At 33.9% G+C, this 25,700-nt stretch carries 21 protein-coding genes and 1 other annotated feature (1 of these 22 only partly in view); of the genes, 2 read left to right on the plus strand and 19 right to left on the minus strand.

The features are described 5' to 3' along the window. Nucleotides 1-204: 204 nt before the first annotated feature. From BKP37_RS13290 to sppA, 10 genes are all read right to left on the minus strand, one after another. Nucleotides 205-1,035 carry an alpha/beta fold hydrolase gene (locus BKP37_RS13290; RefSeq protein ID WP_071310096.1) on the minus strand — a complete coding sequence of 277 codons (831 nt, stop codon included), beginning with the start codon at nucleotides 1,033-1,035 and terminating at the stop codon, nucleotides 205-207. 71 nt (nucleotides 1,036-1,106) lie between these two features. After that, nucleotides 1,107-1,958 (minus strand): EcsC family protein, encoded by an 852-nt coding sequence (locus BKP37_RS13295; RefSeq protein WP_071310097.1) that lies wholly within the window; start codon nucleotides 1,956-1,958, stop codon nucleotides 1,107-1,109. 87 nt (nucleotides 1,959-2,045) lie between these two features. After that, nucleotides 2,046-2,987 (minus strand): 3'-5' exoribonuclease YhaM family protein, encoded by a 942-nt coding sequence (locus BKP37_RS13300; RefSeq protein ID WP_071310098.1) that lies wholly within the window; start codon nucleotides 2,985-2,987, stop codon nucleotides 2,046-2,048. Between the two features lie 337 nt (nucleotides 2,988-3,324). Beyond that, nucleotides 3,325-4,512: an acetate kinase gene (locus tag BKP37_RS13305; protein WP_071310099.1), complete on the minus strand. Its 1,188-nt coding sequence runs from the start codon at nucleotides 4,510-4,512 to the stop codon at nucleotides 3,325-3,327. 400 nt (nucleotides 4,513-4,912) lie between these two features. After that, the gene (locus tag BKP37_RS13310; protein WP_071310100.1) at nucleotides 4,913-5,896 is read right to left on the minus strand and encodes a class I SAM-dependent methyltransferase; all 984 of its coding nucleotides are present in this window, start codon (nucleotides 5,894-5,896) and stop codon (nucleotides 4,913-4,915) included. A gap of 715 nt (nucleotides 5,897-6,611) precedes the next feature. Further along, entirely contained in the window at nucleotides 6,612-7,112 is a 501-nt protein-coding gene (tpx, locus tag BKP37_RS13315) for a thiol peroxidase (RefSeq protein WP_071310101.1), read from the minus strand. A 315-nt stretch (nucleotides 7,113-7,427) separates the two neighbouring features. Then, nucleotides 7,428-7,871 (minus strand): GerW family sporulation protein, encoded by a 444-nt coding sequence (gene ytfJ / locus BKP37_RS13320; protein ID WP_071310102.1) that lies wholly within the window; start codon nucleotides 7,869-7,871, stop codon nucleotides 7,428-7,430. Nucleotides 7,872-7,891: 20 nt separating this feature from the next. Then, nucleotides 7,892-8,560, minus strand: a complete 669-nt coding sequence (locus tag BKP37_RS13325; protein WP_071310103.1) for a DUF2953 domain-containing protein — start codon at nucleotides 8,558-8,560, stop codon at nucleotides 7,892-7,894. A 222-nt stretch (nucleotides 8,561-8,782) separates the two neighbouring features. Further along, nucleotides 8,783-9,253 (minus strand): RDD family protein, encoded by a 471-nt coding sequence (locus BKP37_RS13330; RefSeq protein ID WP_071310104.1) that lies wholly within the window; start codon nucleotides 9,251-9,253, stop codon nucleotides 8,783-8,785. A gap of 6 nt (nucleotides 9,254-9,259) precedes the next feature. Further along, a complete protein-coding gene (sppA, locus tag BKP37_RS13335; RefSeq protein ID WP_071310105.1) occupies nucleotides 9,260-10,276 on the minus strand; it encodes a signal peptide peptidase SppA in 1,017 nt (338 codons plus the stop codon). Between the two features lie 119 nt (nucleotides 10,277-10,395). Between sppA and BKP37_RS13340 the strand changes: the two genes are divergently transcribed. Continuing rightward, nucleotides 10,396-11,205 (plus strand): NAD kinase, encoded by an 810-nt coding sequence (locus tag BKP37_RS13340; RefSeq protein WP_071310106.1) that lies wholly within the window; start codon nucleotides 10,396-10,398, stop codon nucleotides 11,203-11,205. Between the two features lie 61 nt (nucleotides 11,206-11,266). Here the strand turns inward: BKP37_RS13340 and BKP37_RS13345 are convergent, their stop codons facing one another. From BKP37_RS13345 to BKP37_RS13380, 8 genes are all read right to left on the minus strand, one after another. After that, nucleotides 11,267-12,880 carry an amidohydrolase gene (locus BKP37_RS13345; protein ID WP_071310107.1) on the minus strand — a complete coding sequence of 538 codons (1,614 nt, stop codon included), beginning with the start codon at nucleotides 12,878-12,880 and terminating at the stop codon, nucleotides 11,267-11,269. A gap of 597 nt (nucleotides 12,881-13,477) precedes the next feature. Beyond that, nucleotides 13,478-13,690 (minus strand): alpha/beta-type small acid-soluble spore protein, encoded by a 213-nt coding sequence (locus BKP37_RS13350; RefSeq protein ID WP_071310108.1) that lies wholly within the window; start codon nucleotides 13,688-13,690, stop codon nucleotides 13,478-13,480. Nucleotides 13,691-13,892: 202 nt separating this feature from the next. Then, complete coding sequence (thiI, locus tag BKP37_RS13355) at nucleotides 13,893-15,098, minus strand: tRNA uracil 4-sulfurtransferase ThiI (protein WP_071310109.1); 1,206 nt, start codon at nucleotides 15,096-15,098, stop codon at nucleotides 13,893-13,895. A gap of 5 nt (nucleotides 15,099-15,103) precedes the next feature. Beyond that, nucleotides 15,104-16,246: a cysteine desulfurase family protein gene (locus BKP37_RS13360; RefSeq protein ID WP_071310110.1), complete on the minus strand. Its 1,143-nt coding sequence runs from the start codon at nucleotides 16,244-16,246 to the stop codon at nucleotides 15,104-15,106. A gap of 237 nt (nucleotides 16,247-16,483) precedes the next feature. Next, on the minus strand, nucleotides 16,484-16,807 hold the full coding sequence (locus BKP37_RS13365; RefSeq protein ID WP_071310111.1) for a hypothetical protein: 324 nt from the start codon (nucleotides 16,805-16,807) through the stop codon (nucleotides 16,484-16,486). 368 nt (nucleotides 16,808-17,175) lie between these two features. Next, nucleotides 17,176-18,867 carry a septation ring formation regulator EzrA gene (gene ezrA, locus BKP37_RS13370; protein WP_071310112.1) on the minus strand — a complete coding sequence of 564 codons (1,692 nt, stop codon included), beginning with the start codon at nucleotides 18,865-18,867 and terminating at the stop codon, nucleotides 17,176-17,178. A 402-nt stretch (nucleotides 18,868-19,269) separates the two neighbouring features. Beyond that, a complete protein-coding gene (gene refZ, locus BKP37_RS13375) occupies nucleotides 19,270-19,923 on the minus strand; it encodes a forespore capture DNA-binding protein RefZ (RefSeq protein ID WP_071310113.1) in 654 nt (217 codons plus the stop codon). 317 nt (nucleotides 19,924-20,240) lie between these two features. Then, nucleotides 20,241-22,589 (minus strand): sensor domain-containing diguanylate cyclase, encoded by a 2,349-nt coding sequence (locus tag BKP37_RS13380; RefSeq protein ID WP_084034704.1) that lies wholly within the window; start codon nucleotides 22,587-22,589, stop codon nucleotides 20,241-20,243. A 652-nt stretch (nucleotides 22,590-23,241) separates the two neighbouring features. Here BKP37_RS13380 and rpsD point away from each other — a divergent pair. After that, nucleotides 23,242-23,844 (plus strand): 30S ribosomal protein S4, encoded by a 603-nt coding sequence (gene rpsD / locus BKP37_RS13385; protein ID WP_071310114.1) that lies wholly within the window; start codon nucleotides 23,242-23,244, stop codon nucleotides 23,842-23,844. Between the two features lie 233 nt (nucleotides 23,845-24,077). Here rpsD and tyrS read toward each other — a convergent pair whose 3' ends face one another. Further along, nucleotides 24,078-25,340, minus strand: a complete 1,263-nt coding sequence (gene tyrS / locus BKP37_RS13390; RefSeq protein ID WP_071310115.1) for a tyrosine--tRNA ligase — start codon at nucleotides 25,338-25,340, stop codon at nucleotides 24,078-24,080. Between the two features lie 247 nt (nucleotides 25,341-25,587). Then, nucleotides 25,588-25,700, minus strand: a binding site (T-box leader) (it continues 119 nt past the right edge of the window).

The following is a 25,700-nucleotide window of genomic DNA, read 5'->3' on the forward strand; positions in this document are numbered from 1 at the left end:
TAACTACTCACTACTTTATCAACAAATTATAAAATTTGCAATACAGAATCATAAAAAAACATAAATATTTTTTTCGATTTTTATTCACTTAAATGAATGTCCTAAACCTATTAATCAAGGGATATCAAACTACATCTTGATGAAAACGCACCCAACATAGCCAGATATTGTACCTCACTCAGGAAATTTGTATTATAAAATTCATCAGGTTTGATTAAGGTAATTTGGAATAAAAAATGAATAAAGGTGATGCAATACTGTATATGGATATTCTTCCATAGGTAGATGTCCACAGTGCTCAATAATTGCTAACGTAGAATTTTTTAGGTTTCGGTTTAAAAATTCCCCCTCTTTAAGTGATACTACTTGATCTTCTCTCCCCCACAACAAATATGTATTATGACAAATAGTTTTTAGATCACTTTCCTTCATATCATCTTCTCGTTCTTTTCCCAATTTAAGAACAGCTTTAATAACTTCTCTCTTTTTACAAGTATCAATATATGGTTGTAATCTCTCGCCTTCTAACCCAACTCCACCTGCTAATACTTTAGAAATAGCGATGTCTACCATACGATCTTGAAAATAAAAGCGATATGCGGCTTCATCAGCAAATGGAATGTAACAAAAAAGTCGTGCAATTTTCGAAGGACGTTTTCTTTGGGCAGACGCTCCTATTAAAAATAACTTATGAAAGAGATTAGGTTTTTTCATAGCTGCTTGAAGAGCAATTTGGCCACCAAGCGAATGTCCTACTAAATGAACTTTATTAAGTCCTAATTTCTCAATAAATCTAATTGTTAGTAATCCATAGTTTGTTAATGTGTATTCAAAATCATGACTTGATATAGTTTGTCCAAAGCCAGGAAGATCAAACGCAATCACCCGAAAAAACTTTGTCATATGTTTCATAATCGGATACCAACACAAAGATGAGCTAATAAAACCATGTAGGCATACTAGGACTTCTTTTCCATGAAGACTATCTTCATAATAAATTTTTGTACCATCTATATAAACAAAATGTTTCTCCATATAAACCCCTTTATTACCCTTCAATTCTATACATTTTAGAATAAGCTATTAAAGGAGTTTTCATGTATTTTTTATTCTTTTTCACTGATCATTTTTTCTTCTAATAAAAATCGTTTCTGATAAAAGTTATGAGCGATAATCGAGACTTGTTTGGTAAAGAAATAGTTCGCTGATGCACCTGCAGCAATCCCTAATATAGGTACTCCTTGTATTGTTTTCTTTTTTAACATAAGTACCAATAGTCCTTTAGCAAGTTGCTTAATCGGTTGTTGTAAACATACTAGGGACTCATTACTTGTTTTTTCATCGAAAAAAACCCACTCATCCTCACAAGAATCTAACTCCAGTAACAATTTGTTCCAACCTTGTTTTTGCAATGTTTTTGGCAAAGTTGAAACATGAAAAACTTTCAGAGCTAGCATTACTTCATATGGCTTTCTTAAATCGTATCCGTACGTCATTGCAGTGAGTTGTATTGAACGTAAATTTACTAACAATAATAGCGGTAAATCTATTACTACTAATGGTAACCCACCAATTCCTAATGTTCCCCCCTGAGTAAGAGAAACTAGTCGTTGCTTTGCTAGGAACTTATTTGTTATATAGCGAAGCTGATCGATTGTCAACCTTTTCATATCATTAATATTCTCGACATCACTACGGAATACTCTACCTTGTTCTAAAATTTTCGAGATAGTCTTTTGATCGAATTGATTGTCTTGAATGGTTGAATATGCATGAAAAATCATGCTATCAACAACCTGTAATAGTTTTTTTTGAACTTCAGGTCGCCAGGATTTTATTACATTATTAAAGTTTTCTTCAAATGAGTTGAGGGAATTTGTTTCTCCTTTATCAAAATACAAATGTTCCCATTTCTCAATCTCTTCCCAAACGTTTTTTTTACGACCTTTTAATTCCAATTCGTCCACTCCCTTACATACAATTTTCACACGGTTAACATACTATTTCAATTCTACCGTTACATTTAAATTATGAAGTTTACTCACCTATCTATTATTTTGTATTTTCCTTTTTAAAATCGGAGAATAAACCCAGGCCCCATCCGTACTTTGACAAGCCAACTTCATCGCGTTTAGTTTCGCATCAATTTGATCTAAATAATGAAAAAAGATTGCTTCTGGTGTTTTTCCAGAAACTGCACTTCCGTAGCCTAAATCAACGTCACCATGGTGACTTAATAAACAATGCTTTAAAGCTAATAATTCCTCATCACTTACCGAAACTCCTGCCTCCCTAGCAGCTTCATTTATAATCTCAATGCCTAATACTATATGTCCCATTAACTCCCCTTCAGGTGTATATTCAGGAGCAATTGGATCTGCAAGTTCCTTAGTTTTCCCTATATCGTGCAATAGACAAGTAGCTAGGATTAAGTCTTTGTTCAATTGAGGATATACCGGAAAAAGCTGTAATGCAGATCGCATCAATGTAACAATATGCTCTAATAGGCCAGCATAGTATGCATGATGCATTGTTTTTCCAGCAGGCAGTGTTGTTAAATTATCACGTATATCTTTATTTATTAATATTGCTTTAACAATTTTATTTAAAGTCGGTGAATGTATTTCTTCAATCATCATTCTTAGTTCTTGCCATAAATCTTCTCTCGAAGTGCACGGCATTTGTACTAGGGATTGTATATCAATACTATCTTCCGGGGTAGATAAACGAATTCGTTGGATTTGTATTTGCCTTTGATTTCGAAAAATTGTAACTATACCATCGACTTTAACAATTTTTTTCACCTCAAAAAATGATTTTTGCTCTTCAGAAATATCCCAAAGCTTTGCCGAGATTACTCCAGAACGATCACCTAACACCAGATCGAAATACTCCGAACCATTTGCCGCTATTTTTTGTTGCAATTCTTTAATAAGGAAGAAGCCAATCAAACGGTCTCCTTGATCCGCATCTATAATTAATGTCACATCCTGCACCACCTTATATTTGTAAACACTTTCACTAAATTAGAGGTTGTAACTGAAATTTAGCATCCACTAATTAATATAATATTAAACTTAAATAATTTTATAGTACAAAAAGCACCTACTCCACTTGAGCAGATGCTTTCTTCATTTACCACTCGTAAGGGTAAAAAAAACGCCAACTAAAACCTAAGATAACGATAAGTCATTGTTAACTGTCCCTTAAAAGTCCAAAAATCCGATATTGCATAACCTTTTTAGTAACCTTCACTGATTACTACTATGTATTAATAAATAGTGGGAGATCTATAATTACTCCCACTGTTTATAGTTAAATATATTATTTAGTTAGACGAACAGTATCTCTAGCAATCATTACTTCTTCATTTGTTGGAATGATTATTACTTTCACTGGAGAATGTGGGTAGTTTAAGAATGCTTCTTTTCCACGTACTTTATTTAACGATGGATCCCAATAAACTCCCATAAATTCTAGACCTTTTAACACACGGGCACGGATTTCGTCACTATTCTCACCAATACCAGCTGTAAAGATTACTGCGTCAACACCATGCATCCGTGCAGCATAAGATCCGATATATTTGTGAATACGAGAAGTAAATACCTCTAACGCTAGTTCAGAACGTTCGTTTCCTTCTTGGGCTTGTTGTTCAATATCACGAAGGTCACTTGAGAAACCTGATAAAGCTAACATACCACTCTTCTTATTTAAAACATCAATTACTTCTGCAGCGGTTTGTCCAGTTTTCTCCATAATATATGGAATTAATGCCGGATCAATGTCTCCAGAGCGCGTACCCATCGTTACACCTGCTAATGGAGTAAAGCCCATTGATGTATCAATTGATTTTCCACCTTCAATAGCAGCAATACTTGCTCCATTACCTAGGTGACAAGAAATTAAACGTAATTGTTCAAGTGGTCTTCCTAATAGCTCAGCTGCTCTTTCAGATACATATTTATGTGATGTACCATGGAAACCATATTTACGGATGCCGTACTTTTCATAGTACTCGTATGGAAGGCTGTATAAATATGATTGCTCAGGCATCGTTTGATGGAAGGCTGTATCAAAAACTGCAACAGCAGGAACATTTGGAAGAACTTCCTTAAATGCTTTCACACCAACGATATTCGCTGGGTTATGAAGCGGTGCCAAATCCGAAACATCTTCAATACCGCTTAGAACTTCATCTGTAATTAATACAGAATCATTAAATTTCTCTCCACCATGAACAACCCGGTGTCCGATACCTTCAATTTCATCTAGAGATTCAATAATCCCTAAGCTTGTTAATTTATCCAATAAAATCTTTACAGCTTGAGAATGGTCTGAAATATTAAGAGTTTCTTTTTTCTTTTCCCCTGAAACTTCAATTTGAAAAATCGAATCTTCTAACCCTATTCTTTCCACAATCCCTTTTGTCACTACTGTTTCTTCCGGCATTTCAAGTAGTTGAAACTTTAATGACGAGCTTCCCGCATTGATCGCCATGATTTTTGACATTTACTACATCTCCTTCAACAATTTAAATTGTTTTAATCCCTTAATTACATTTAATTATTACTGAAATGTTCATACCTTCTCATTTAATCACTGTTAATCGCAGATTTCAATACCTTTAGAACAATTTTCTAAAAAAAATCATATTTTGTTAGTACAGTTTATATTAATTAACTAATAACAATTGATATAACGGGTAAGAAACTAACCAAACAAACTTCTGTAACACAACAAATCGACAACCTGTATTACCAACATTACTATAGTAAAAAACTAAATTTACTACCCATTATTTCTTTTTAGCTTTCCAATCAGCAATATTTTTATTAGATAATATACCGAAGGAAAAACCTTGACTTTATAGCCAAGGTTATACTTACTCATATTTCTCTATTTAAGTATCCTAATTTAAATATGCTTCAAGCCAATTGTTTATACTGTTTATCATCTCTGTTAAGGCTTCTTTATTTGAAAAAGAAGGTAGTTCTGCTAAAAGCGCCTGATTAGGGGCCTTAATCCCTTCCCCTTTTTTCCTAATTATAAAAATACTTTTTCCGTGGCTAGCATGTTTAAACATCGATTTCGGTAATTGTAATAAAGAATAGATATGGGCATGTTCTTTAATAAAACTATGTAACTGTTTTGCTTGTTCGGTTTCAAACATAGTGTTAGGAATTAAAAATAGTAAAAATCCGCCTTGCTTCGTATAATTTAGCATCTGTTCAATTATTAGGTGGTGAGTGTAAGACATACCTTTCTCTGCTTTTAGGTTATATCGTTTTGCTACTTCTTCATTAGGGTAATATCCTACTGGTAAATCAGCAACAACTACATCAACAGGATCAATAAAAATTTCAGTTAAGCTGTCTTGATGGAAGAATTCTACATTATGCTGTTGTAAATTGGCACTTACATAGGCTAGTTGTAGTAGTGTCTCGTCGGGTTCGATCCCAAAGCTATCCATTTTTATATTTGAATTATTTAATATTGCTGTAAGTAGATTACCAGAACCTACAGTTGGATCTAATATACGAACACATTCTTTTTTCTCAGTTAGTTTATTTACTAAGAAACTCACAAACATACTAACTGCATCTGGAGTCATTATATGTTGTGGTTGTGTACCTTCCTTCATTCCTTTTAAGATTGCTAATTGAAAAGTCTTACGAATTTGCTCATTTGAAAATTGTTCGATCTTAACATTTGCCAAGGTGGTTTTAACCTTTTTATGAGCTAATTCGCTTAATGGTTGTTCAGTTTCTCCTTGAAAAAGAAATTCCCCTGTAATGATAAGCGCTTCTAAATATGTAAGTTTATGATCATTTTGAATTACTTCTACACTTTCATCTATACTGTTAAAAAACGTTTCAAAACTAATCTGTGACATATAAATCCTCTCCTTTCTCAAGTGTTTATTCTACATCTTTTATTCCATCCTGAGAAGAAGATTATACATCTTTTATTCATTTAACTGTAATTGAAATAGCTTTTACCGAAAAAAAGTGCCTCACCGAGCAATTCTTTATCGAGTTTGTCAAGAAAAGCGCAAGGCGCCCGCCTATCGGCGACAAACACTGGAAGACCTGCTCGTAGCGGTCGGGTTTTTGACCGAAAGAGAAGGTCTGAAGTGATCGAGCTGATGGCGCCTGGAGCTAGACAGTTTCCAAGTTAGAAATTTATAAATTCTGATACTGCAAGAAAAGCGCAAGCGCCTTGGTCACGAGCAGCTGCTCCTGTGCCACTCCGTTTGCTCAAGAGCAATTGTTTTCCGTGCGACGAGTAATCGCAGGAGCAAAGCTGCATGAAGTTATTGAAGTCAGTAGCTTGACTGAAGTGACCGAGCTCGTAGGCTGCTTGCGCTAGACAGTTTTCAAGTTAGAAATTTATAAATTCTGATATATAAAAAACATGAAAAAAGTATCCTAACTAATTTTATATACGTCTTATGTTAATATAATCAAAGTAAAAAACGCACAATTTACCTGTGCGTTTTACTATTGATATTATAATATCATACTACCATTGTTATGTGAGTCAGATGATCTTGACGTTATCTCAACTACTTAATATTGTTTGTTGTACCTTCCATTTTTTTATGGAATCTAAATTAATGCTTTAGCTGCCTCTATCACCGCTTCGTAATTAGGGTGATCAGTTGCTTCAGAGACGTATTCTACGTATGCAACTTCCCCTTTACTATTAATAACAAATACCGCTCTTGTTAGAAGCCTTAATTCTTCAATAGCAACACCATAAGCTGTTCCAAACGATAGGTCACGATGATCAGATAATGTTTTAACTTTTTCAATACCTACTGCCCCACACCAACGCTTTTGAGCAAACGGTAAATCGACGCTTATTGTTAAGATGTCTACACCGTTTAGTTTAGCCGCTTCTTCATTAAAGCGCCTAGTTTGAGCATCGCACACCCCTGTATCAAGGGACGGAACAACACTAATAACTGTTACCTTGTCTTTAATATTTTCTAATGTGAATGGAGTTAAATCATTTTCCAACACCGAAAATTGTGGAGCTTTATCCCCTACTTTCACTTCATTACCTATTAAGTTTATTGGATTTCCTTTAAATGTTACGTTAGCCATATGAATTGCCTCCTCATAATAACAATCTTTACACTGTTAATATAGTTGTATTTTTGTGAAATTTCAAGGAATATGCTTCTTACAACTTTCTAGCTTCAAAATTTCACCTTTACAAGAAAAGTGCAAGGCGCCCGCTTATCGGCGACAAACACTGGAAGACCTGCTCGTAGCGGTCGGTTTTTGACCGAAAGAGAAGGTCTGAAGTGATCGAGCCGATGGCACCTGGAGCTAGACAGTTTCCAAGTTAGAGATTTATAAATTCTGATTATATAAAAAACTGAGCTTGAGAAAATCAACTCAAGCTCAGTTTTTTATTTATAATTCAAACTTATCATTGTTTGTAATTGGATTTGCTGTACTATGGTTTTCATTGTGATTTTTATTATTACTTAACATTTGTTGAATTTTATCCACTACTTGCGGTGCGAAATCCATTAACTTTTCATAAAGGTGTGTATTTTCATCCAAATGAACCATTTTAACTCCAGATGCATTTACAATTAAAAATGCAATTGGTGTAATTGAAACACCACCACCGCTACCACCACCAAATGGGTGCTCTTTATCACTAGTTCCAGGTTTATCAATGACAAATTGACTTCCCCCGGCAGCAAAACCAAAACCTACTTTTGAAACTGGCATAATAACACTTCCATCAGGAGTTTCCACCGGATCTCCAACAATTGTATTAACATCTACCATTTCCTTTAAATTTTCCATAGCCGTTTTCATTAGGCCTTGAATTGGATGTTCTGACATTTAAGTATAACCTCCTCGCTTTAAGTACCGTTCTGCTCATACAAATTTTCCGACGTAAACTTTGGACGTTTTTTCCAATGCTTTACGGTTTGCAAAGCTGCGATTATAGCATACCCTAGTCGAAATGAAATCATACATGAAATCTGAGTATGTGAAGTCATTTGTTGAAAGGTCGGGTGTACTTCAATAAGTGGCTCAACTTTTAACTTCATATAATGAGAAATGATACCAAGTGTACTTCCTTTTATTGCCCATGCCGTACCAACTAAAGTACCTGTAGAAGCGGCATCACCAATACCTAAATGACTACTCCAAGAGAAATGATTAATTGATATACGATTTAAAAATTTTTTTACTATTTTATGAAATCCTATGACATGTCTTAAAAAATCTTTTATCTTACGAAGGTCACGAAGTATTATCTCTGGGGTGATTTTTTCTGTCTTCTCATTATCACCTACTGCTGAATGTTGTTTTTCTTTAACGATAATAGAAGCGGAATCTTCATCAATTTTTAAGACAGGAACGCTTATTTTATAGGAAGCTAAGCCAAAGAAGGTGGATATTTTTATAGCAAGTTCATCATTATCTTGATTATGAAAGTAATTAAGATTTACTTTTATTTTTGCAAAAGGAAGCAATACGAGAGAAGTCGTAATCGATATTACTACCCACCAAATCCAATGCATGGAAAATTCCTCCTTCTCAATCATTATCGCCTTCTCTATATAAAAATAAACAATGAAAAAGAGTGAACTAAAAGAAAACACGTTCTCGCTTTGCTAGAACATCGGAAATTCAGATGGAGTCTCAACACCACCTGAATGGAAGTTCCCACCTACACTACGCTTTGAGGTGGGGGCTATGAGCCTTAAGTACAAATCCAGTTTGATTAACATTGTTAACTATATTTACTCATGAATAACGTACGTATCACCAACCATATCATGTAAACCTTGTTTTTTCTTTTGAAATGCAACAATGAGATATAGAAAATATGTCAAAATGAAAACTTGTAAAATATATCTACCTACTACTTCACGAAAAATGACAGACGACCACGTTAACGGCTGGTTATTAACATGAACAACCTTTATGCCCAAAACCTTTTTACCAATTGTTTGTCCCCACTTTTTTGTTAGTAATAAAAAATACAAGGCAGTTACAAAAGCGATTAATACTGCTTCTAATGAAAAAAATGCAATTTTAACGTTTGATAACCCCAAAATAGATAATACCGAAGTTACAACAATGCCATTTATACTTGCAACAACGACTAAATCTAGCAAGTAAGCCCAAAATCTCATCCAAAAACCAGCATACCTATATTTCTTTTCTTCTTTTTCAATGGTTACTTTTTGCTTTAGGTATTGTTCATCCATTCTATCTCACTCCATTTTATAATCTACGTCATATAAATACATTAAACTAGGTGAATTAGAATACCTTATAAGTTGCTTTAATCCTAGTGGGTCTTGATTTTTGGAAACCATATTCTGCATCGTCATAGTTAAAAAGCCCGGAAAGCTAAACGGAGCTTCATACTTCACAACATCAATGTCACCCCTACCAATGTCTTGACGCATAACATCGATTACTACATCTATATTTCCTATCTCATCTACTAACCCCAAATCCAGCGCCTGTTTTCCAGAATAAATCCTCCCATCAGCAAGCTCTCTTACTTCTTTCGTTTCTATTTGTCTCCCACTAGCAATGACATCTACAAATTTTTCATAAGAATCATCAATGATTGATTGTAAAATTTCTCTTTCAGCTTCAGTCATCTCACGCATAGATGACATAATGTCTTTATATGGACCACTCTTGATTGTTTCTGTACGTATGCCCAATTTATCGGCAAGCTCACTTACATTAATCGTCTGCATAATAACTCCTAATGAACCTGTAATAGTTGCTTCATTTGCAAATATTTTATCAGCTGGGGCTGCAATATAATACCCACCTGATGCCGCTAAGCTCGCCATAGAAATGTAGACAGGTTTACGATATTCCTCTTGAATTTCTAAAATTAAATCATGAATTTCTGCACTTTCTACTACTCCACCACCTGGAGAATTTATTCGAATAATAATCCCATCTACAAGATGGTCTTGACTAGCATGTCGCAACATCGAAAGAAAGTTTCGGTGGTTATATGTCACAGTTTCAAAAATAGATGGAGCATCATAACCTTCTTGTATAACACCATTTACGTACAATACAACAATTTTCCCTCGCCCATTACCCTTTTCGATTACCTTTTCATGCCAAACTTCATCACCACCACTAGCTAACCACCCAGCCCATTGCCCCGTCGTCCTAGCTGTGACCGAACTAATAGCAATGGAAAGTAAGAAAAGTAAAAAAGCTAATCCTAAAGCAACCCAACGTTTACTACTCAAAAAAACCATCTCCTTTTATGAAATTATAGTATTTTATGGAGGATTTTCCTATTAAAAATTAGAAATAATAGGATAGTATAACATTTCGTCTAAAATACCTAGCTAAAGGAGGAACGAAAATGCTTACTAAAAGAAACGTTTTTCTATTTTATAAGCCCACTAATGAAATTGAAGAAAAAATTAAGCCATTTAAAGAACTATTAGTACAATACAACTATCGGCTCGTTTCTAATTTCAAGGAAGCCAATATCATCGTTAGTATTGGCGGTGACGGCGCTTTTCTTCAAGCACTACGAAAAACAGAATTTCAACAAGAAGCCTTGTATTTAGGCGTTAACAATGGTGATCATCTAGGCTTTTATACTGACTTTTCACTTAATGATCTCACTTCCATCGATGAAGCTCTAAAAAATGAAAATGTCGAAATTCGCCAATACCCTGCTATTGAAGTAACCATTAATGACGAAAAACCATTTTACTGTTTTAATGAATGTTCAATCCGTTCAAATGTTATCCGGACATTTGTCGTTGATGTTTTCATTGATGACATATTTTTTGAACGTTTCCGTGGTGACGGACTAATCGTTTCCACTCCTACAGGAAGCACTGCTTATAATAAATCAGTGGGTGGTGCTGTAGTGGACCCTCGTTTAAAATCAATTCAATTAGCAGAAATTTCATCTTTGAATAATAATGAATTTCGTACTCTAGGATCCCCTTTAATATTAAGTGGTAATAGTTCCATGAAACTAAGCGTTGTTCAAGATGGAAACGACTATCCAATTATTGGTGCAGATAACGAAGCGTTAAGCATTCGCCATTGCCACGATGTTAAAATAAAACTTGCTGATATAAAAATAAAAATGTTGAAACTAAAAGACAATTCTTTTTTTCAAAGAGTACAGAAGACGTTTTTAAACAAAAATTAACGTAAGAGGCCAACGAATTGGCCTCTTCTGTTTTATGTAGTAAAACCACATCTTATAAAAGTTATTCTTTAAATTCATTTCTTTTATACATCACTGTATTATCAACAACCGTCATCAAGACTTTTGCATCTATTATCTCATCTGGGCCACTAATGTTTAATAGATCCTTATCAAAAACTGTAAAGTCAGCTAAATAACCTTTTTCTATCTTGCCTCGAAAACCTTCTTCGCCAATCGCATAAGCGCTACCAACAGTAAAAAGTTGTATAGCTTCAAAGGGAGTTAACTTTTCTTCTGGATGGTAACCAATATGATGATATTCATTTGGATTTCTTCTCGTCACTGCAGCATGAATTCCTAAAAGAGGATCAATTGGTTCAATCGGGGCATCAGAGCCACCTGCACACATAATTTTTTCTTTTAAAAATGTCTTCCAAACATACGCATATTTTATCCTTTTCTCTCCTAAGCGCTCGATTACCCACGGAAAATCTGAAGCAACAAACCGTGGTTGAATGTCTAACACTACCGGCAGTTTTTTTAACTTTTCAATTAATTGCTCATTTACAACTTGAGCATGAATAATCCTATCACGTAAACCCTCTTTACATGGATAAGTAGAAATAGCATCAAGAGCATATTCTAAGGCTAAATCTCCAATTGCATGAATAGCAACAGGCATCTCATAAATTCTTGCTTTTTGAACTAATTCCCTCAGATCCTCTAACGTTTGAATAGCAACTCCATTTTCAAGTGGCTCATCTGAATATGGTTCTTTTAATAGCGCCGTTCTACCACCGATCGATCCATCTGCAAAAATTTTCATCGCACCTAATTGAATAAAAGGCGAAACATCTCCAAAGTGATATCCTAACATATGCATATCGTCGACAACTTCATGATGTACGAGCATATTTGTACGAAACTTCATTTTAACTCCATCAATAATATTTAAAAAAGTTTGAAACGTATGTTCAAAACCATTGTAATAATTTAAATCTTCTGTATGCCCTCCAACATATCCCTTTTTGAGAAGATCATCTATTGAATGAGATAATGCTTTTGTAAGGTAAGAATTTGATACTAGTGGCATGATCGATTTAACAAGCTCCTGAGCTTGGTCTAACAAATAACCAGTCGGTATACCTTTATCATCCTTTACAATTACCCCACCTTCAGGATTTTCTGTACTTTCATCAATTCCTGCTAATTTTAAAGCATAACTATTCACAACAATAGCGTGACGACATACACGAGTTAACATTATCGGATGTTCTGTTGAAATATTGTCTAGTTGCCTACGATGAATGATTGCTTGTTTTTCAAAATTATTTTCATTCCACCCCTCTGCAATAATCCATTCACCCTTTTCAATTGTTTTTACTCTTCTCTCTATATGTAATAATATTTCTTCAATCGAGGACATATTTGAAAGGTCTAAACGAATTAATTTTTCACCGTGTCCAACCATATGTAAGTGACTATCTACAAATCCAGGATACAAAAAACTACCTTCTAAATTTATTTCCGACGTGATATTTTTTTGATACCTCTCTCTTACTTCACTAACTTTTCCTAAATCACAAATAATCCCATTCTCTACAAACAAAGCTTCTACAGTATGTGTAGGATTTTGTAATGTGTAAATGGTACCACCATGCCATAATGTTCCCATACTTTTCTTCCTTTCTCTTTAAATACCTTTACTTATAGTTACAAATTTCAGGAAGTTTTGCAACATAAGAAAAGCGCAAGGCGCCCGCCTATCGGCGACAAACACTGGAAGGCCTACTCTAGCGGTCGTTTTTTGGCCGAAAGAGTAGGCCTGAAGTGGTCGAGCCGATGGCGCCTGGAGCTAGACAGTTTCTAAGTAAGAAATTTTATACCTTCTTACCTTGTAAGAAAAGCGCAAGCGCCTTGGTCACGAGCAGCTGCTCCTGTGCCGCTTCGAAGTAATCCAAGTAGTAGCTTCACTGGGGCGGCCTTTGACAGAAGCCGCTCTTTGGGTTCCTACGTGCTTCTGCGTCTTCTAGTGCTTCGTAGTAACTTCCTCGAAGCAGTGTTTTGTGCGACGAGTAATCGCAGGAGCAAAGCTGCATGAAGCTATTCAGAGACGTTATTCATGTAGTTATTGAAGTCAGTAGCTTGACTGAAGTGACCGAGCTCGTAGGCGCCTGGAGCTAGACAGTTTCTAAGTTAGAAATTAATAAATTCTGATTATATAAAATAGAGGGGCGACAAAAAGTCACCCCTCACAGCCATTTTTATTAAATTATTGTTGTTGATAACCGCCACCTAATTGTTGTTCAGCCATTTGAACTAGACGCTTAGTAATTTCACCACCAACAGAACCGTTAGCGCGAGAAGTTGCATCTGGTCCTAATTGAACACCAAACTCAGAAGCGATCTCATATTTCATTTGATCAAGAGCTTGTTGAACACCAGGGACTAATAGTTGATTTGAACTGTTGTTATTAGTTGCCATTGTATCTCACCCCCTTGTACACATATGATGTGTATTCTTGAGGGAATCAATACAAAAAACCACCTGGTAATTGTTGCAAAAAAAGTGGATACGACTGGTAGCTTAGACAAGCATTGGAGACTCACACATAGAGGTGCTCTTTACCTCCTTTGTGTGAGTTGAAATGCTCAAAAAGCTAGGAGTCGAAAAATATCGTTAATTATTATAATAATTCTCCAAACTCATTATCGGTTTTTTTAGCTGGGAAAATATCAATTATTTCTACATTTGAAACAGCTTCTTGCACCAATGCTTCAACATCTAACTTTTCTTCAAATAAATTTGCTTTATCTCTAGTTGGCTTAGTTTTTGTTTCCGGTGGTAAAAAGATTGTACAACAATCTTCATAAGGAAGAATTGATAAATCATATGTCCCAATTTTTTGCGCGAGTTCAATTACCTCTAATTTATCCATAGTTACTAACGGACGTATCATCGGCATATTCGTTACCTCATTGATCGTATGCATACTGTGTAAGGTTTGACTTGCAACTTGCCCAAGGCTTTCACCAGTAGTAATAGCAAAAGCCTTTTGTTCTTGAGCTATTCTCTCACTTATTCGAAGCATCATTCGACGCATAATAGTCATTGTATAGTTACTTGGAATATTTTGGTGTATTGTCATTTGAGTTTTTGTAAAAGGAACAACATGAAGTCTAATTTTTCCACCGTACTCCGTTAAGACTTTGGTTAAATCCATTACCTTTTGTTTTGCTCGTTCGTTTGTATAAGGAGGGCTGTGAAAGTGAATTGCTTCAATCTTCACACCACGTTTCATAGCCAAATAACCAGCAACAGGACTATCAATCCCTCCTGAGAGCATAAGTACTACCTTACCACCAGTACCTACAGGAAGCCCGCCAGAACCTTTGTAAACGGCACAACTTATATACGTAGAAGTTTCTCTTACTTCTACCTTTACTTCAATATCCGGGTTATGTACATTTACTGTTAAATCATGAGTATTCCTCAAAATATAGCTACCCACTTCGTAATTTAACGTTTGCGAATTAATTGGAAAACCTTTATTCGCTCTTTTGGCAGATACTTTAAATGTCATTGTTCCAGACAATACTTCTGAAATAGCTCTTAATGCACCATCTTGAATTTTTTCAAGCTCATTATCAACCTTAACCGCTAAACTAAAGGAATGTATGCCAAATATTTTTGACAGTTTTTCAGCGATTTCTTCATGATTTTCTCCATTTAATTTAATAAACATTCTTCCGAACGTTCTCTCAATTTTGGCAGCTGGATAAGGCTTTAATGCCACCTTGATATTTTCTTGCAATCTTCTTTCAAACGTAGATCGATTTTTTCCTTTTAATGCTAGTTCTGCGTAGCGAATAACTATGTGATCATAATTCATCTTTATTACCTCATCACTTCTTTTAATTGTTTTATTATTTCTTTTAAAGCTAAAATGAACTCATTAACCTCATCTACTGTATTTCCAAACGAAAAACTAACCCTAATAGCACTTTCTGCCCTTTCTAACCCAATACCTGTTGCCATTAATACTCGACTGGGCTCTGCTAATTTCGAGGAACAAGCAGACTTAGTAGAAACATACATTTTTTTTTCACCTAGCGCTTGGATAACCACTTCAGGTTTCATTTTCGGCATTGAAAAATTAATAATATGTGGGGCACTATTTTCCATAGGACTATTAATTATTACACCCTCTATTTCATGAAGATTATTAACTAAATGATCCCTTAGCTCTCTTAAGCGTTCCTTATTTTCTACATATTTTTCCATAGATATTCTTAGTGCTTTGGCCATCGCAATAATCCCTGGAATGTTTTCTGTTCCAGCTCGCAAATTATGTTCTTGAACTCCACCTGTAAGCAACGGATATAACTTTACACCATTGCGGACATATAAAACCCCAGTCCCTTTAGGCCCATGAAATTTATGGCCTGAAATCGTAAGCAAATCAATATGATAATCTTTTATTGATATTGGTACTTTACTCATTCCTTGTACGTGATCAACATGGAAATATAATTTAGGGTATTTTGCGAGTAGTTCTCCTACTTCCCTAATTGGCTGTATTGACCCTAATTCATTGTTCACATGAATCATCGATACAAGAATTGTGTCATCACGAAGTTCCCTTTTTAATTCTTCGATAGAAATAACCCCGGCTTCATTTACGTTCAAATACGTTACATCAAAGCCACGTTTTTCTAATTGCTCATAAGCCTCAAAATTTGATGCATGTTCTACTTGCGTTGTAATAACGTGTTTCCCTCGACCTTGATGTTGTAAGGCAGTCCCTTTTATTGCTAAATTATTTCCTTCTGTCCCACCAGAAGTAAAAATAATTTCTTTTTTATTAACTTTAAGAAGCTTTGCTATTTGATCTCTTCCTTGATCCAACAGTTTTTCTGCCTCTTTTCCTAATGTATGTAAAGACGAAGGATTTCCAAAAAATACTTCAGAAACCTTTCCATAGGTTTCAATTACTTCTTTATAAGGTTTAGTTGTAGCACTATTGTCAAAGTAAATCATTGCTACTCTCCTTTATAAATTTCTAAAAATAAAATTATTGGAGCAAAGAAATTATTAAAAAACTGTATAGCACGGTAATTTACAAATATAAAACTAACGGATTTTTCACAAAATCTTTGCATTTAAATATAATATCACAACTGAATAAGGATTAAAATAGTACCCGAATACTGCAGTATTTTAAAACATTTACATTACCACCATAGTATCTCACTTAAACGAATTAAAGACCAACAATCAATGTTGGTCTTTGTTTATAATTGATAATAAAACGTCAATCGAAATCACTCCATCTGGGGCATATTTCACAAAATCTCCTTTTCGAATTCCACGAGTTATTATATCAACTCCATCGTTAGTTGTTTCTATTTCTTTTTGTTCTTTTAATACATCCTCTTCCCAAGGGTCTGTTGTTGGTTCCTCATCTGTATTTTGTAGACTACTTATTTGGATTGGTTGACTATAAAGAGTTTTTTCACTGACAATAAATGTATGCAAAACCATGAACCAAACCGTTATACAAGCTACTCCAACAACTGAGAGCAACAGCCATCTTACCACCAACATCACCACCTTTTCACTTTCACTATTACCCTATAATAGCTGTTTTTGTACACACCTGACAATAATTTTATTCTCGTTATATAATATACACTATTCATTATTAGGAAAAACAAAACTGTCAAATCAACAGGTGTTAAGCACTAGACAATTTTCCAACTTGAGGATTTACGATTTCTTGTCTTTCAAGAAAAGCGCAAGGCGCCCGCCTATCGGCGACAAACACTGGAAGACCTGCTCGTAGCGGTCGGGTTTTTGACCGAAAGAGAAGGTCTGAAGTGATCGAGCCGATGGCGCCTGGAGCTAGACAGTTTCCAAGTTAGAAATTTATAAATTGTGATTTTATAAAGAAAAAGGTCTAGCATAAGCTAGACCTTTTCCATAAAATAGGAATTAATTTTTTCTAACACATTAGGATCAACTGTCTCAATCGCTTTTAACGCAATCTCTAGTGAGTCTTCATACTGATAGTTTCGAAAACTTTCTTCCGCTTTATTTAATTCCTCATGGATATAAGCATTGTTGCTTCTAAAACGATTTCCGTATTGGATGACTCTCTCAGTAGTTAATGCCTGTTCGACCGTAGCTGTAATCAAGTTATACACTTCATTTACATTTTCTAATGCTAACTCCATAGCATTATTCACCTCTTGAATAACAAGGGGAATTTTTTCCATTTTTTCATTAGCTTCACTCAGACTTGCTTGGGCCTCATCCAATTTATAGAGAATTGCCTCTGGCAAACCCGGTATGTTGCTTTTTTTAATTATTCGTTGACCTTGATGAACTTTCCCTCTAAGTTCCTTTAGGGTTTCTTTAGCCTTTAATTCATCTTTACGTAATGCATTAAGTGTCTGTTGACAATTTTCTAGTGTACTTTTCCGATCGACTAGTTCTTCTTTATAATCTTCAATACTCTTTTTAATATCAATATACGATTGTTTATATCCAAAAACTATTTCCTCAATTACCCTCAATCTATTTAATTGATCTTTCATTTGCTTTTCAATTTTCAAAGTTAATTTTAAATCCTCTTCAGGTATTCGATAACTAAGTTTCACATTCTCTACTTCATTTTTCAGTTCCAAAAATTGTTCATATAAACTTTTGGTTTCTTCATCAATGTTATAAAGTTCATAATGTACATATTGCTTAGCTAGCACCTCTTGTTCTAGCGTATCATATATTTCATCAATGGTATGGTAAATGCCCGTAACTGGACTAGTGACAGCTTCAACGTCCCCTTCTTCAACTAGGTTAAGAAGTTGTTTTAATTCCTTTTTTATTTCTTGAATATCATTTTTGAATGAGAAATGTTCAAGTATATAGCCGTCCTCTTCCATCTCCCTTATCCCTTGTAATAGTTCTTCGATTTGGGATGGAATTTCCTTTTGAATTTGTACGAGAATTTTCGGCGTTTCATCAATTTTCCACTTTTCTTTAACGATCTCTTCTTTCATCATCGTTAATATTTCACTAGCTTCAAAGTAATTACCTTCTTTTGTAGCGTGCTCAAAAAACAAAAATGATTTATCAATTTCTTTTATTCTGCTTTCAAAAGAACAGACCGTTGTACCTAAAGCACCTTTATTTACAGAAAAATGAGCCTTTAATTCATTGAAAAAATTACGAATTTCATCAATTTGTTGACGATTCTCTTCTTCGCTTTGTATCAATGATTTTATATCCGCCATCATTACCTGAATAATATTTTCGATATTCGTTAATTCTTCTGCAATTATTATCGATATATTTTTTGCTTTTACAAATCTATACTTATTTGCTGCTTCTTCAATATCAAATAACTTTTCTTCTAAATCTGGAAGCTTTATAGTAATGATATCATCCCATTCATTACGCCAACTTTCAAATTTACTTTCCGTCTCCCCAGACATATTTAAGCCTTTAATTTTTGAAATTTCATCAGCGACCGGTTTATTCATAATCTGCATCTTCCAAGCTTCTAGCCGATCGACTTCATTGTATATTTTTTTCCTTGATATTACGCCATAAATAATAAACGCTAAAATAATGATTAATAATCCGTAAACGAGCTGCATCTGTACGAGTCCTCCCACCTAATAAGCATTTTATGTATGTTCGTTCTTACTTGAAATTTCCCCTATGTAAATTATTATTTGTTATGAATATTTAACACCATAAATTTCCCGTATATTAGATAAATTCTTTAAACAGTGGCGTTTCTTTCATCCACAACAAGTGTTAATTAAAATTATCCAACCATAAAGACAGTTCATCCCCATCTAACCCTTTTATTTCTCATAAGTTTTACGTTGGTTCTATGCTTCAGTTAAGAGTGTACTAAAATTCGATATTTTCAATATTAACATGATACCATGAATAAACAAATTTTGACTTATTTTTTTTTACAAGACAAAAAAAAATCAAAAGGTTTCATTTTCTCCTAAATAGGAGAACCATCACTACCTTTTGATCGTTACTTAATATAAAGCAATATTCAGTTGTTTTTTAATTTTTCCATCATTTTCAGTATACAAAAATTCTTGCAACCATTTTTTAATATGCTTCATATATTGTTGAACAAAGTAACTCTCATGGGGATATAGATGATAAACTTCACGGATATATTGAGGTTGTGAGTAAGGCATTGTTAATAGTGCTCGTATTTGAATTGAAATAAAATCACAAGATAAATTTCGGAACTCTTCTTTATCAATTCCTGCTTCGATAATCGCCTTCATAAAATGTTTTTCCTTCATAAAATAAGTCATCATTAATTCTCTAACTAATGTTGAATCTAATGTTACTTCCCTATGAACAAACCTTGCTAAATGATGGTTATGCTGTTGATATTTCAGTATTTTTTCCACTATTGAAAACAAACATGTTTTTGGAGATACCGATTTTAAATCTTGATATGCTTCTTCTAAAATTTTGTTATAACCTTCAAAGAATTCAACCATTAACTCCTCTAGTAACCCTTGCTTATTACCAAAGTAATATGAAATTAACGCAACATTCACTCCAGCTCGATCAGCAATTGACCGAATTGACGTACCGCTATAACCTTTTACATTAAATAGCGATACTGCGGCATCTATTACTTTTCGTTTTGTTTTTTCACCTTTATCCATTACCTTCACCTCTACTTTATTTCAATTTTTCTTCAATCATTCATGATTTATCTACTAGGTGAAAAAAACTCCTTCATAACTTTTTATCGATTTTAATTCCTCTTAATATGTTATTTCTTACTATTCCATAGGATCTCCTGCCTATTATTATCGATAGTAACCTAAAATCTTTCATCAATATTTGATAAAAAACGAGATGAAACATTGAAATAAAAAAGAAAAAATGTAAGAAATTTCGAAAAATAGAGTTTAAACTCGAAATACATAGATAAAAAAAAGAGAGTTGATAATCATTTTAGGAAATCCTTTAATAACTATCAACTCCATATTTTTTTCGTATTAACAATATCGTCTCCGTAGATAACTACAGCATTTTTCCCGCTTCTTTTTGCTTTATATAAAGCTTGATCAGCGTATCTAAATAATCTTTTTAATGATTTATCTCGATCAATCTGCTTCCAATCCGATACCCCACAAGAGATCGTTACTTTGGGCTTTGTAACTTCTTTAACCTTTTTTCTGATCCGTTGGGCAACTAATTCCCCAACCTGTTTGTCTGCCTTCGGAAGGTAAACAGCTAATTCTTCTCCGCCCCATCTAGCAGCGATATCAGTATTTTTTATATTTTTCTTTAAAACATTAGCGACTTGAATAATAATATCATCACCAATTTGATGACCATAGACATCATTTATTTGCTTAAAATTATCAATATCTATTAATAAAAAACAACCATAAGCATCCTTTTCCATCGATTCATTTATTCTTTCATCTAAAAAATTCCTTGCATAAAGTCTCGTTAAATGGTCCGTGATAACTAATTTCTCTAGTTCTTCATGTAGCATAGAATTTGTAAAAGCTAATGTAGAGTGATGAATTAATGACTGAAGTAATTTGAACTTATTAAAAGAAAAATGATATGCATGCTCGTGTACGATGATAACAGCTCCTTTAAGTTCACCTTTTTGAACCATTGGAACAGCAATAAAGGAACGAAACGGTCTTAATAAATGGGGTTCTTGAGACGCTAGATCTCCAATGAACAATGCATCCATATCCATTTTTATTCGTTCAAAAAAAGGTGATATTTCTTCTGTACTTGATTCTTTTAAAAAGTATTTCGTACTACCTTCAATCACTTTAATTTGACCATTCTTTCGAAACATAAAGAAACCTATTTCTTGTGCATTAAATGAAAGCTTAATCTGCTTTGTCATATAATTAATAGTTTCTGATAGCCTTAAGTTTAAGTTAAGTTGGTGAGATGTTTTATTTATTAACTGTAAATCTTCGACAAGTTGCCTTGACTGCTGATAAAGTTCGGCGTTTTCAATGGCATTTCCACCCGTGTCTGCTAATACTTCTAAAAACTCTATTTCATGATTTTTAAAAACCGAAGAGTGTCTCCCAATAATCTTCAACACACCATATACTCCTTGTTTCCCTCTTAGAGGAGCATAAACAATAGAGTTTCTTCGCTTCCTTAAACTTTCAATGTGAATTTTCCCAGTTAAGTAGGCATTAGTCGCCATCTCATTTGTTTTATCTTTACTATAACTAAGTTGTTGAACTTGTAAATCTTCGCTTACTTCCCACTCATGTGACAATAGAAGTTGTATTTCAAAGGTTGAGAATACTTGCTTTGAAGCATAAATAATCTCACCTAAGATTGCACTCACATCCATTGTAAAATGGAACTTCTTCGTCAATTGGAGTAATAGTTCTTTTCGCTTCTGATCTTTCTGTTTTTTTTCATATGTTAAAAGTTTATAAATTAACTTTTTAACTTTCTTAATTATCTCTACAACAATATTAATGTGGTCAGATTTGATCTTACCATGTTTTTTTCCGCAAACCAAAACCGTCCATAGTAATTGATTATACTTAATTGGGATTAATACAAAGTCCTCAAAACATTCATCATAAACTAGAATTCCATTTTGGTTAGCTACACTTTTCGTTATTACATTTACACAGTCCCCATCTTCTACTGTCATTAATAATTTATTAATATCTTCAATTCGTAATAGGTAACGTTCAGAAAGTACAAATGAGCTTGTTGCATAACAAGGTCTTAATAAATCTTCATTCCGGTTTAGTAGAGTTAATAAAAAATCATATTCACTAAACATTTTTTTTAATTCATTTAAAAACGCTTCTGCAAATACTGGAAACTCATCAGTATAATCTGTTTCCTTTAGTATTTGAATAATCATTCTATCGAAGGTTTCAACTTGATCATTCGTGTCATTTTTGTATGCAATGTAGTTAGATGTCACGACAAGCGATTGCTTGAACCCAAACAATAAAGGACGAACCATTTTAGGATCAGTATCTATAACTGCACTAATGATACCAAAATAACCGTCCCATGAATGATAATTATTTGGCACTCGTAGTGTAAGTGGAATAGCGTCGATTAGGTAATCATCCTTTTTATATGGTACATGATCTAATTCGATTTTATTAGGAAAACAATTTATTATTTCTAAGTCATTGGGATCAACACCCCCAATTTCTTTCATTATTATCAATTGCCCCTCTTTATTTGCTAGAAAAAAAACGGAAGGAGAAATGGTTTCACAGAACTGCTCTCCTAGGTCAAATATACTATGAAAGATTTCAGAAAAATCTATACCATCTATATTCTTATCCCCTTTAATCATTAAGCTCACCTCACTTATTGCACAAGTTACGTTAAATTTCTGTAGCTATTTTATAATTATATTAGAAATAGTTATTTTTTACTATAAAAACCTAAAAATTAACATTCGTTATATCATCCCACACTATTACTTACCTTTGTCCTTGATAGGTAATAATATTTAATGGTTTTGTATAACAGATTTTCGAAATAAAGATACTATATCTATTTGAATTGGTACATTTTCAACTAATAATAGTTTGATGTCGGCGGACAATGGACTAATGAAATTCCCACTAAATATTTTTAAGTATATAACCTATTTTATCTTACATCTTAGGTAAGAATAATTAGTCAATCCGCTCTAGCATGTCTATCCCTTTTTGACTAGACTAAGGTAAACTTTTAATTACTTTTTATTAAAGTAAAACTTGACTTTCTTTACTATAAAACATATACTCTAATTTGTGTAAAATAAGACAGCCAAGGTAAACTTCATCTGACACTCTTCTCATTTTATACCTCCTTTATTGCGGCTGCAATTAATAAAGAGGTGCATTGTGTAACTTCCAGCTGTCGAAGCGAAAGTGCATGAATATAAAATGAGCTTTTGAAGGGATTACTAAAACTGTTGTTATTTTATCAATACTAAAATAACAAAGGAGGAGTCATTCATGGCTCGTTATACAGGTCCATCTTGGAAATTATCTCGTCGCTTAGGGATTTCATTAAGCGGAACAGGAAAAGAATTACAAAAACGTCCTTACGCACCAGGACAACACGGTCCTAACCAAAGAAAGAAATTATCAGAATACGGTGTTCAGCTTCAAGAAAAGCAAAAACTTCGTCATATGTACGGTGTAAATGAGCGTCAATTCCGTCGCATTTTCGACGATGCTGGTAAAATGACTGGAATTCACGGTGAGAATTTCATGATTTTACTTGAGTCACGCTTAGATAACATCGTTTACCGTATGGGCTTAGCTCGCACACGTCGTGGAGCTCGTCAATTAGTAAACCACGGTCACATCGTTGTAGATGGTGGACGTGTTGATATTCCATCATACCGTGTTAAACCTGGTCAAACGATTAGTGTTCGCGAAAAATCAGCTAACCTTGCTGTAATTAAAGAAGCTATTGAAGTTAATAACTTCGTTCCTTCTTACATCGAGTTTGATGCTGAAAAATTACAAGGTACTTACACTCGTTACCCAGAGCGTTCTGAGTTACCTGCTGAAGTTACTGAGCAACTTATCGTTGAATACTACTCACGTTAATAAAAAAAACCACGCAATGCGTGGTTTTTTTTATTAATCAGAATTTATAAATTTCTAACTTGGAAACTGTCTAGCGCAAGCAGCCTACGAGCTCGTGACCAAGGCGCTTGCGCTTTTCTTGTTATTATTTTAATTTAATAAATTTCACAATTCTTTTTTGTCAATAAGATACTATATCTAGTTAGTCGAACCACTTGTAACTAGATATAGATTTTGGTAATTATGAAATTCGATCAATTGTTATATTTAATCACGAAATACTTCTTTTTACCACGTCGAATAATTGTAAACTGGTTTTCAATCCGATCTTGAGTAGTTATCACTTTGTCAAGTTCAGTTGTGCGGACACCATTAACATATATAGCACCATTCTGAATATCTTCTCTCCCTTGGCGCTTTGATGGTGAAATTTTAGCAGTAACTAGCAAATCTAATAAACCAATTTCTTTCTCACTACTTTCAAAAGACGGAACATCTTTAAAGCCCTGCTTTATTTCATTAGCATTCAAGTCCGCAATATTTCCACTAAACAAAGCTTCTGAAATTCGAACTGCTTGAGATAATGCTTCTTTTCCATGAACAAGTTGCGTTACTTCTTCTGCTAGTTTCCTTTGAGCACTTCTCTTTTCAGGTGCTGTACGTACTTCCTCTTCTAAGGCATTAATTTCTTCATGACTTAGGAAAGTAAAGTATTTTAAGAACTTAACAACGTCACGATCATCAGTATTTATAAAAAACTGATAAAGTTCATACGGAGAGGTTTTTTCTTCATCTAACCATATTGCTCCCCCTTCAGTTTTACCAAATTTAGTTCCATCACTTTTCGTTACCAATGGAATTGTAAAACCAAAAGCTTTCGCTTCACCCTCTGTTGACTTTCTAATCAACTCAAGTCCCGCTGTAATATTTCCCCACTGATCACTTCCACCAATTTGCAAACGACAATTTTCATTTTCATACAACTTCAAAAAGTCATAAGATTGTAAAATCATGTAACTAAATTCAGTAAACGAAATCCCAGTTTGAATTCTTGACTCAACTGAGTCTTTCGCTAACATATAATTTAGTCCAAAATTCTTACCTACATCTCTTAAAAACGAAATAACATCCAAACTACCAATCCAGTCGTAATTATTAACCGTTTTTGCTGCATTGTCTCCACTAAAATCCAAAAAACGAGATAATTGTTCTCTAATCCTATTACTAAATTGGATAACAATTTCTTTTTCATTTAAAGTACGTTCAGCTTTTTTTCCACTCGGATCTCCAATTAATCCCGTAGCACCCCCGACAAGAGCAAGAGGTTTATTTCCGGCTATTTGAAAACGGCGTAACGTTAATACAGTTAATAAATGACCAATATGCAAACTATCTGCAGTCGGATCGAATCCACAGTATAATGTTACTTGTCCTTCTTCTAATTGCTTTTTTAATCCTTCTAAATCTGTTACTTGATTGATCAAACCACGATATTCTAAATCCTTTAATAAATCCATTTTTTTCTCTCCTTATTTTGATGACAAATTTGACTTTAAACCATGCCGTTTTTAAAACCGTTCCTTTTTACTTTAATTGAAATTTTATATCCATTAATGAATTTCATAATACAGATTTTTCACAACTTGGAAACTGTATCTATTAATTGTGCATTTCAACTAGATATAGTTTTATGTGGTTAGATTAATGTAATGATGAAATTCAAGTAAAAACATTTCATTAAAGTACAAAAAAAGTCCGCCCCAAAGAAGGGACGAACTTACGATCGCGGTACCACCCTTGTTGAAAGTAATGAATACTTCCCACCTCGGAAATATAACGGATTAACCGTCCACTGCTAGTTAAATATACAAATAATA

The organism is Anaerobacillus alkalilacustris, from assembly GCF_001866005.1.
Taxonomy (GTDB): Bacteria; Bacillota; Bacilli; order Bacillales; family Anaerobacillaceae; genus Anaerobacillus; species Anaerobacillus alkalilacustris.